Annotated in this window: 10 protein-coding genes; 6 read left to right on the top strand and 4 right to left on the bottom strand. The window is 69.4% G+C overall.

Annotated features, from left to right (window positions below):
* The first annotated feature begins 216 nt into the window (after positions 1 to 216).
* From ACWF82_RS31430 to rdgB, 4 genes are all read left to right on the top strand, one after another.
* Complete coding sequence (locus tag ACWF82_RS31430; protein WP_452507095.1) at positions 217 to 918, top strand: rhomboid family intramembrane serine protease; 702 nt, start codon at positions 217 to 219, stop codon at positions 916 to 918.
* A 69-nt stretch (positions 919 to 987) separates the two neighbouring features.
* Entirely contained in the window at positions 988 to 1752 is a 765-nt protein-coding gene (locus ACWF82_RS31425; RefSeq protein ID WP_452507090.1) for a cyclic nucleotide-degrading phosphodiesterase, read from the top strand.
* Positions 1753 to 1861: 109 nt separating this feature from the next.
* The gene (gene rph, locus ACWF82_RS31420) at positions 1862 to 2626 is read left to right on the top strand and encodes a ribonuclease PH (RefSeq protein WP_379311345.1); all 765 of its coding nucleotides are present in this window, start codon (positions 1862 to 1864) and stop codon (positions 2624 to 2626) included.
* A gap of 2 nt (positions 2627 to 2628) precedes the next feature.
* Positions 2629 to 3234, top strand: coding sequence for an RdgB/HAM1 family non-canonical purine NTP pyrophosphatase (rdgB, locus tag ACWF82_RS31415; RefSeq protein WP_452507087.1), 606 nt, complete (start codon positions 2629 to 2631; stop codon positions 3232 to 3234).
* 59 nt (positions 3235 to 3293) lie between these two features.
* On the opposite strand, the gene ACWF82_RS31410 is transcribed toward rdgB, so the two are convergent.
* The 4 genes from ACWF82_RS31410 to ACWF82_RS31395 form a co-directional block, all read right to left on the bottom strand.
* The gene (locus ACWF82_RS31410; RefSeq protein ID WP_452507094.1) at positions 3294 to 3641 is read right to left on the bottom strand and encodes a DUF3817 domain-containing protein; all 348 of its coding nucleotides are present in this window, start codon (positions 3639 to 3641) and stop codon (positions 3294 to 3296) included.
* A 26-nt stretch (positions 3642 to 3667) separates the two neighbouring features.
* Positions 3668 to 4102, bottom strand: a complete 435-nt coding sequence (locus ACWF82_RS31405) for a transcriptional regulator (RefSeq protein WP_452507085.1) — start codon at positions 4100 to 4102, stop codon at positions 3668 to 3670.
* Between the two features lie 77 nt (positions 4103 to 4179).
* A complete protein-coding gene (locus ACWF82_RS31400; protein ID WP_452507084.1) occupies positions 4180 to 5055 on the bottom strand; it encodes an oxidoreductase in 876 nt (291 codons plus the stop codon).
* A 39-nt stretch (positions 5056 to 5094) separates the two neighbouring features.
* The gene (locus tag ACWF82_RS31395; RefSeq protein WP_452507082.1) at positions 5095 to 6015 is read right to left on the bottom strand and encodes a sigma-70 family RNA polymerase sigma factor; all 921 of its coding nucleotides are present in this window, start codon (positions 6013 to 6015) and stop codon (positions 5095 to 5097) included.
* A 100-nt stretch (positions 6016 to 6115) separates the two neighbouring features.
* Here ACWF82_RS31395 and ACWF82_RS31390 point away from each other — a divergent pair, with 100 nt between their 5' ends.
* Both ACWF82_RS31390 and ACWF82_RS31385 read left to right on the top strand, forming a co-directional pair.
* Entirely contained in the window at positions 6116 to 6748 is a 633-nt protein-coding gene (locus ACWF82_RS31390) for a TetR/AcrR family transcriptional regulator (protein ID WP_452507080.1), read from the top strand.
* 68 nt (positions 6749 to 6816) lie between these two features.
* A complete protein-coding gene (locus ACWF82_RS31385; RefSeq protein WP_452507079.1) occupies positions 6817 to 8847 on the top strand; it encodes an MDR family MFS transporter in 2031 nt (676 codons plus the stop codon).
* Positions 8848 to 8895 lie beyond the last annotated feature (48 nt).

Raw genomic sequence — 8895 nt, 5'->3', positions numbered from 1 at the left:
GCTCGAGGTCGCGGCCCCTTGTGTCCCGCCGGTCAGGCACCGTTGCAAGCTCCTTCGTCGCGTACGCAACGGCGCCTGACCGGCGGGACGGCCGCGACGGCCGACTGCGTCGGCCTGCCCTCCTCGAGGTCGGGCGTGCGGGCCGGGTAAGTCGGTACCCTTGGCTGGAGTGGCCGGGATCGGTCGGCCTGAGCGGAGGCGATGTCGGTGGGTGGAATCGGGGCCTCGTTCGATCCGGATCGGATCGCCGGGTTGCAGGGGCGGACCGGGGCGGGAACGCCGGCCAAGCGGGCGGGCGCCGGGGTCTGGGCGAGGGCCGCGGTGGTGATCCTCGGGTTCGTCGGCGCGCTGTATCTGATCGAGGGCGTCGACGCGGTGCTCTCGCACGATCGTCCCGCCGGGGCGCCGGGTCAGCTGGACGCGGGCGGCATCGAGCCGCGCGCGGCCGACGGGCTCGACGGCATCCTCTGGGCGCCGCTGCTGCACGGCGGCTGGGACCACCTGATGGCCAACACCCTGCCGCTGCTCATCCTCGGTTTCCTGGTGCTGCTGTCCGGGATCGGGCGCGGCATCGCGGCCACCGCGATCATCTGGGTGGTCGCCGGTGTCGGGACCTGGCTGACCGGTTCGTCGGGCAGCGTGCACGTCGGCGCGTCGTCGCTGGTGTTCGGCTGGCTGACCTATCTGATCTGCCGTGGGTGGTTCGCCCGCAATGTGGGGCAGATCGTGCTCGGCGTGGTGATCTTCCTGCTGTACGGCTCCATGCTGTGGGGCGTGCTGCCCAGCGACCCCCTAATTTCTTGGCAGGGACATCTTTTCGGGGCGGTGGGTGGAGTCTTCGCGGGCTGGGTACTCTCTGGTGATGAACGTCGACGCCGCCGTGGAGCATCGGCCGTCCGCGCAGTACCTACGCGGTAGCCGGGGATCCGGTCTGGAAAATGGGGGGATCCTGCATTGAGCACCAGCACGTCGTGGCAGCATGGGGGCATGCGCCTTACCGTCCTCGGGTGCTCGGGCAGCGTGTCCGGCCCGGACGCCCCAGCGTCGGGCTACCTGCTGACCGGCCCTGATATGAGGCCCACCGTCATCGACTTCGGTCCCGGTGTCTTCGGGGCGTTGCAGAAGTACATGAACCCGGGTGACGTCGACATCTTCCTCACCCATCTGCACGCCGATCACTGCCTCGATCTGCCCGCGCTGCTGGTGTGGCGCCGCTACCACCCGAACCCGCCGCAGGGGCAGGCACTGGTGCGCGGTCCCTCCGATGCCGCGCTGCGCATCGGCAACGCCTCCGCCGAGATCGGCGGCGAGACCGACGACTGGTCCGATGTCATCGACTCGCAGGCCTGGGTCGAGAACGTCCCGGTGCCGCTCGGTCCAAGCCATACGGTCGAAGCCCGCCGGATGTACCACCCGCCGGAGTCCTACGGCCTGCGGATCACCGCCGCCGACGGCCGCGTCTTCGTCTACACCGGCGACACCGCCATGTGCGACGCCGTCGTCGACCTGGCGCAGGGCGCCGACGTGCTCATGGCGGAAGCCTCGTGGACCCACGATCCGGCCAATCGCCCACCCGGCATTCACCTTTCGGGCACCGAGGCGGGCGAGATCGCCACCCGCGCCGGCGCCAAGGAACTCCTGCTGACCCACATTCCACCGTGGACCTCGCGCGAGGATGTGATCGCCGAGGCCAAGGCCGCCTTCTCCGGGCCGGTCCACGCCGTATCCCCGGGCGAAACCTTCGACCTCTAGCCGAAATCCTTTCGGAAGCAACACCCCGACCCCTGGGGAGGGCGTTCGCGGCCCGGGCCACAAGGGGGCCGCGAACACATGCCCGCGAAGGCGGGCATAATCCAACACTGTGTCGAGACGAGCCGATGGCAGGGCGGATGACGAACTCCGCGAGGTAAGGATCACCCGTGGCTTCACCACGCATCCGGCGGGATCGGTGCTGGTCGAGTTCGGGCAGACCAGGGTGATGTGCACGGCCAGTGTCACCGAGGGTGTGCCGCCGTGGCGCCGGGATTCCGGGCTCGGCTGGCTCACCGCGGAATACGCGATGCTGCCCGCCGCCACCCACACCCGCAGCGGGCGTGAGTCGGTGAAGGGCAAGGTCGGCGGGCGCACCCAGGAGATCAGCAGGCTGATCGGCCGTTCGCTGCGCGCCTGCATCGACCTGGCCGCCCTCGGCGAGAACACCATCGCGCTGGACTGCGACGTGCTGCAGGCAGACGGCGGCACCCGCACCGCCGCGATCACCGGCGCGTACGTGGCGCTCTCGGACGCGGTGACCTACCTGGCCGCCGCGGGCAAACTGGCCGACCCGCAGCCGATCTCGTGCATGATCGCCGCGGTCAGCGTCGGCGTGGTCGACGGCCGGGTGCGCCTTGACCTGCCCTACGAGGAGGATTCGCGCGCCGAGGTCGACATGAACGTGGTCGCCACCGACACCGGAACCCTGGTCGAGATCCAGGGGACCGGCGAGGGCGCGACGTTCCCGCGCTCGACCCTGGACAAGCTGCTCGACTCCGCGCTGGCCGGCTGCGAGCAGCTGTTCGCGGTCCAGAAGGAGGCGCTGGCGCTGCCCTACCCGGGCGCGCTGCCCGAGCCCGCCGCGAAGAAGTAGCCGTGGCCGTGCGTGTGCTGGTCGCCAGCCGGAATGCCAAGAAGCTGAAGGAGTTGCGCCGGATCCTCGACGAGGCGGGCGTGGCCGGAATCGACCTGGTCAGCCTGGCCGACGTGCCGCCGTACGAGGAGGCGCCCGAGACCGGGGCCACCTTCGAGGAGAACGCGATCGCCAAGGCCCGTGACGGTGCCGTCGCCACCGGATTGCCGTGTGTGGCAGACGATTCCGGGATCGAGGTGGACGCGCTCAACGGCATGCCCGGTGTGCTCTCGGCGCGCTGGTCGGGCCGCCACGGTGACGACGCCGCCAACAACGCGTTGCTGCTCGGCCAGCTCGGCGACGTCCCCGACGAACGCCGCGGCGCCGCCTTCGTCTCCACCTGCGCCCTGGTCCTGCCCGACGGAACGACCACCGTGGTCCGCGGCGAATGGCGCGGCACCATCGCCCGCGAACCCGCCGGCGATGGCGGCTTCGGCTACGACCCGCTCTTCCGCCCCGACGGCGGCCCCGGCAGCGCCGCCGAGCTGACCCCGGCCGAAAAAGACGCCGTCTCCCACCGCGGCCGGGCACTGACCCAGCTCATCCCCGCACTCGCCGCCCTGGCCTGATCGGGAAACGACAGCGCCGCCGCTCCGGAATCGGGGCGGCGGCGCTGTCGTGGATGGGGTCAGAGGCTGTACTGCTGCTTGACGTCCTTGGCGTTGCGGTGCTCGACGAAGAAGGACAGCAGGGGGATGGTGCCTGCGATGAGGGTGCCGACGGTGCGGCCGATCGGCCAGCGGACCTTCACCGCGAGGTCGGCGGTGACGAGCAGGTAGGCGAAGTAGACCCAGCCGTGCACGACCGCGATCCAGCTGGGGGTGTCGACGCCGAAGCCGTACTTGGCGATCATCTCGATGGTGAGCAGCAGCAGCCACAGACCGGTGACCCACGCCAGCACCCGGTAGCGCTGCAGCGCCGGGGCGATCTTGGCCGTGCCCGCGCCGGCGGCCGGTGCGCCGGTCTCCTTCTCCAGCGACGGTGCGGTGGTGTTGTTGTCGGTCACCCGGCGTTCCTCTCAGTGGCGTGCAGACCGGCCGAGCGGACCTGCGCATCGATGTCGTTGGCGTGCAGTTGTGCCAGGTACTGGTTGTAGGCGATCGTTTCCGCGTCGTCGGCGGGCGCTGCCTTGGGCCGTTCGGGCAGGATCCCGGCGGGGATCTCGCGCGGCGCCTCGGCCTCGGCTGTGCGCGGTGCCGGTTCCTCGGCCTCGCGTTCCAGCCGCACGAACCGGACGTAGGCGAACACCGCGAACGCGGCGAACAGCGGCCACTGCATCGCGTAGCCGAGGTTCTGGCCGGTACCCGACGCCGACTCGAACCGCTCCCACTGCCACCAGGCCAGCGCGAGGCAGCCCAGCGCGACAACGATGACCAGCGCGATCAGGGCCGGTCGATTGTGCGCCGGGCGGGGAGAAGAAGCGGACACGCGCTCCACGGTACCCGGCTACTACAGCGTGCGTAGGAGCAGGTCGCAGCTGAGAGGGGCGTCATAGCCGGGCCCGTGGCCCACCGTCAGAACTTGTAGCTGATGCCTGTCATCCGCTCGGATTCCTCCCACAGCCTGCGCTGCAGTTCCGGATTGCGCGAGATCGCGCTCGACGGGCACGGCTCGACCGGGCCCTGGGACTGCATCAACTTCTTGGGTCCCCAGTAGACGGTCGGGTCGGCGGCCGGTTCGGTGGCCGCGAACAGGGACGAGTGGGCGGCCTTGGCGGGCGGGTGGCCGATGAGCTTGATGAACGGCTTGCTGATCCGGTCCAGCGGGGTCTCGGTGTGGGCGAACAGGTCGGTCGCCGAGACGCCGGGGTGCACCGCGTAGGACTTCTTGGCCGACCCGGCCTCGGTGAGCCTGCGCTGCAACTCGCGGCCGAACATCAGGTTGGCCAGCTTGGCCTGGGCGTAGGCGAGGTTGCGCTGGTAGCGGCGGTTCTCGTAGTTGAGGTCGTCGATCCAGAGCTTGGGCGTCTGCTTGTGCGCGATGCTGGCCAGGGTGACCACCCGGTCGGTGATCCGGTCGAGCAGCAGGCCGGTGAGCGCGAAATGCCCGAGGTGGTTGACGCCGAACTGGGTCTCGAAGCCGTCGGCGGTGCGCGAGAACGGGATGTTCATCAGGCCCGCGTTGTTGATCAGCACGTCGAATTCGCCCTGCTGCTCGGCGAATGCGCGCACGGAAGCCAGGTCGGCCAGGTCGAGGGCGGCCACCCGGACGTCACCGGGGATGGCGTCGGCGATCGGCTGGGCCTTGGCCGCGTTGCGGCAGGCCATGATCACGGTGGCGCCCTTGCCCGCCAGCACCTTGGTGGTTTCGGTACCGAGGCCGCCGTTGGCCCCGGTGATCACGAACGTGCGCCCGGTCTGGTCCGCGATGTCAGTTGGTTTCCATGCCATGCGCCGACCTTACTCCGGAGTAAGATCGGAAGGAAGTATTCAGTCGAGCAGCCCTGTCAGCGTACTGGCGCAGGCGGGCCTGCGGAGCTTCGACATCGCCTTCGCCTCGATCTGCCTGGCGCGTTCCCTGGACACGCCCAGCTCCGAACCCACCTCCTCCAGTGTGCGGCCCTCACCGCGATCGAGACCGAAGCGCAGGCGGATGACGGCGGACTCGCGCTCGGTGAGCACGCCGAGCGCGGCCTCGACATAGCGGGGCAGCATGCGCTCGGCGACCGTGTCCGCCGGGGCGGGCGCGGTATCGGGCAGCAGGGCGCCCAGTTCGGTGTCCTCGCCGATCGGCGCGTGCAGTGACACCGGCTCGGCCTCGTAGCGCAGCATCGCCTCGACCTGGCCGACGGTGAGCTCGGCGGCCGTCGCCAGCTCCTCGACGGTGGCCGCACGGCCGAGCTGATGGGTGAGCTCGCGCCGGACGCGGATCACTCGGTGCAGGACATCGGCCACATTCGAGGGCAGCCGGATCGTGCGGCCATGATCGGTGAGGGCGCGGCCGATCGATTGCCGGATCCAGTACGTCGCGTAGGTGGACAGCTTGAGCCCGCGCTCGTGGTCGAACTTCTCCACCGCGCGGATCAGCCCGAGGGTGCCCTCCTGGATCAGATCCAGCAGCGACATGCCCGTGTTCGTCGGGAACCGCCGCGCGATGGAGACGACGAGGCGCAGATTCGCCCGCACCATATGGTCTTTCGCGCGCAGCCCGTCGATCTCCGTGCGGCGCAGCTCTTCTCGCCGCGCCGCGGTGAGTTCGATACCGACGGCGGCATTCTCGTCGAGTTCGGTGCGCGCGGCCGTGCCGGCGGCGATGCGCGCCGCGAGCGCGTATTCCTGCCCGGCGGTCAGCAGGGGAGTGCGGGCGATGGCGGTGAGGTAGTCGCGGATGGGATCGGCGGTGACGGTCAAGAAGAACTCCCATGCAAGAGGCGGCAACGAGAACAAACTTAGATTCAACCTAAAAATATGTCAAGCATAAATTTGGTACGACTTCAGATATGCTTCCGGCATGACGACGCAGCAGGGGCTCAGAGCCAGGAAGAAGCAGCAGACCAGGGAGCAGATCTCGCACAAGGCGACCGAACTGTTCCTCGAGCGCGGGTTCGACAAGGTGACGATCGCCGATGTGGCCGCGGCCGCCGATGTCGCCAAGATGACCGTCACCAACTACTTCCCGCGCAAGGAAGACCTGGCGCTCGACCTCGGCGAGGTCTTCGCCGAGCAGCTCGCCGCGGTCGTGCGGGGACGTGCGCCGGGTGAATCGGCGCTGGCCGCGCTGCGCGGCGCCTACCTCGCCGCGGTGGCAGCGCAGGATCCGGTGATCGGTTTCAGCGGAGCGCCGTTCGCGAAGATGATCACCGACAGTCCCGCGCTGACCGCGCGGCTGCGCGAGTTCCACGAAGACAGGGAGGCCGCGCTGGCGCGTGCGCTCGCCGAGGCCACCGGCGCCGCGCCCGACGACATCACCCCGCGGGTCGCCGCGGCCCAGCTCGCCGGCGTCCACCGGGTGCTGTTCGAGGAGATCCTGCGCCGCACGCTCGACGGCGAATCCGGTGACGAGATCGCCACGGCCCTGGGCGAATACACCCGGATCGCGTTCGACGCGCTCGAACCGGGGCTCGGCGACTACGCGGTGCGGTGAGCTCCGGTATCGATTTGCTGCCGTGTCACTGAAGTATCGGGAGCGGCCCGAACGCCCATACTGGGGCAATGGCGGATGGTGTTGCTGTAGACGAGCCCGTCGAGCCGATGAGCAAGGCCAAGATCAATATCGTCTTCGCGACGGTCGTTCTCGGCATGCTCATGGCCGCGCTCGACCAGACCATCGTGTCGGCGGCGCTGCCGTCGATCGTCGCCGATCTCGGTAGCGCGGGCCACATGGCCTGGGTGGTGACCGCGTACCTGCTCGCCGAAGCCGTCGCGACCGTGCTCGCGGGCAAACTCGGTGACCTGTTCGGCCGCAAACTGCTGTTCCAGCTCAGCGGTGTCATCTTCATCGCGGGCTCGGCGCTGGCAGGCATGGCGCCGGGCATGGGTGTGCTGATCCTGGCCAGGGGCATCCAGGGCATCGGCGCCGGCGGGCTGATGGTCACCTCGATGGCCCTGATCGCCGACACCATCCCGCTGCGCGAACGCGGCAAGTACCAGGGCGCGCTCGGCGCGGTCTTCGGCATCACGACCGTCGTCGGCCCCACCCTCGGCGGGCTGTTCACCGACCACGCCAGCTGGCGCTGGTGCTTCTATGTCAATGTGCCGCTGGCGATCATCATGATCGCGATGGCGGCGCGCACGCTGCCGCGTCTGCGCGCGGTCGCGCGGCCGGTGATCGACTACCTCGGCATCGGTCTTGTCGCGCTCGGCGTCTCGGCGCTGATCCTCGGACTCGAGTTCGGCGGCAACGAATATCCCTGGGGCTCTTGGCAGATCATCGGGCTGTTCGCGCTGGCTGCGGTCTTGCTGGTCGCGTTCGTGATGGTGGAGAACCGGGCGGTGGCGCCCATGCTGCCGATGCGGCTGTTCCGCAGCCGGGTGTTCACGGTGTCCTCGGTGCTCAGCTTCATCGTCGGCTTCGCGATGCTCGGCTCGATGACGTATCTGCCCGCCTATCTGCAATACGTCGACGGCGCGACGGCGACGGTGTCGGGCGTGCGGACGCTGCCGCTGGTCGTCGGCCTGTTCATCACCTCGGTCTTCTCCGGGCAGGTGGTCGGGCGCACCGGGCAGTACCGGTATTTCCCGATCGTCGGCATGGCGGTGATGGCCGTCGGCCTCGCCCTGATGTCGACGATGGGCCGCGAGACCAGCGTCTGGCTGGAATCGCTGTACATGCTGATCCTCGGCGCCGGGCTCGGGTTGTCGATGCAGGTGCTCACCATCGTCGTGCAGAACACGGTGCCCTACGCCGACCTCGGCACCGCTACCTCCGGCGTGACGTTCTTCCGCACGCTGGGCAGCGCGTTCGGCACGGCGGTGTTCGGCACGCTCTACAACAACCAGAGCAAGACGGCGCTGGCCGAGGCGCTGCGGCAGACGCCCGGTATCACCCCGGAGGCGGCGGCGAATCCGAAGGTGTTGCGTGAGCTGCCGCTCGAACTCTCGGCGCAGGTCGTCGACGCCTACGCGAACTCGATCAACTACGTGTTCCGCTGGGTGGTTCCGGTCGCGCTGCTCGGGTTCGCCGTCGCCTGGTTCCTTCCGCAGGTCCGGTTGCGCGACAGCGCGCGCCACGGCGCCGACGATATCGGCGAGGGCTTCTCGGTGCCCGATTCCGACGACCGGGTGGTGCAGCTGGAACGGGCGGTCGCGGCGACCGTGCGCAAGGCCAGGGCGCAGAAACCGATCATCCCCGAACTCATCGCGGCGTCGGGCAGCTCGCTCGGGCCGGACACCGCCTGGGCGCTGGGGCAGGTCTACCTCTACGACAAGCAGGGCCTGCCAGCGAAGGTCCACGGCATCGCCTTCCGGCACCGGCTGCCGGTGGAGGTGCTCTCGCCGGTGTTCCGGCAGGCCGTCGACGCCGGGCTGCTGCTCGACGACGCGGGCACGCTGGCGCTGACCGAACGGGGCCGCGGCGAGGTCGACCAGCTGCGGGCGGGCTGGCGGCGCTGGCTGGGTGATCGGCTCGACGACTGGAACTACCAGGATCCCGCCGATCGCGCGCTGCTCGACGAGGCGCTGTCGAATATCGCGGGCAAGCTGCTCGAGCAGGGTGCCGACAGCGTCGAGGTCGCCAAGGTCTGATTCCGTCCAGTCCACTGGACAGGCCTTGCCCACCGAATACTCGTAGAC

The sequence above is a fragment of the Nocardia sp. NPDC055053 genome (genome assembly GCF_053608285.1).
The sequence above is the reverse complement of the archived record's forward strand: the minus strand, read 5'-3'. Positions and strand labels throughout refer to the sequence as shown.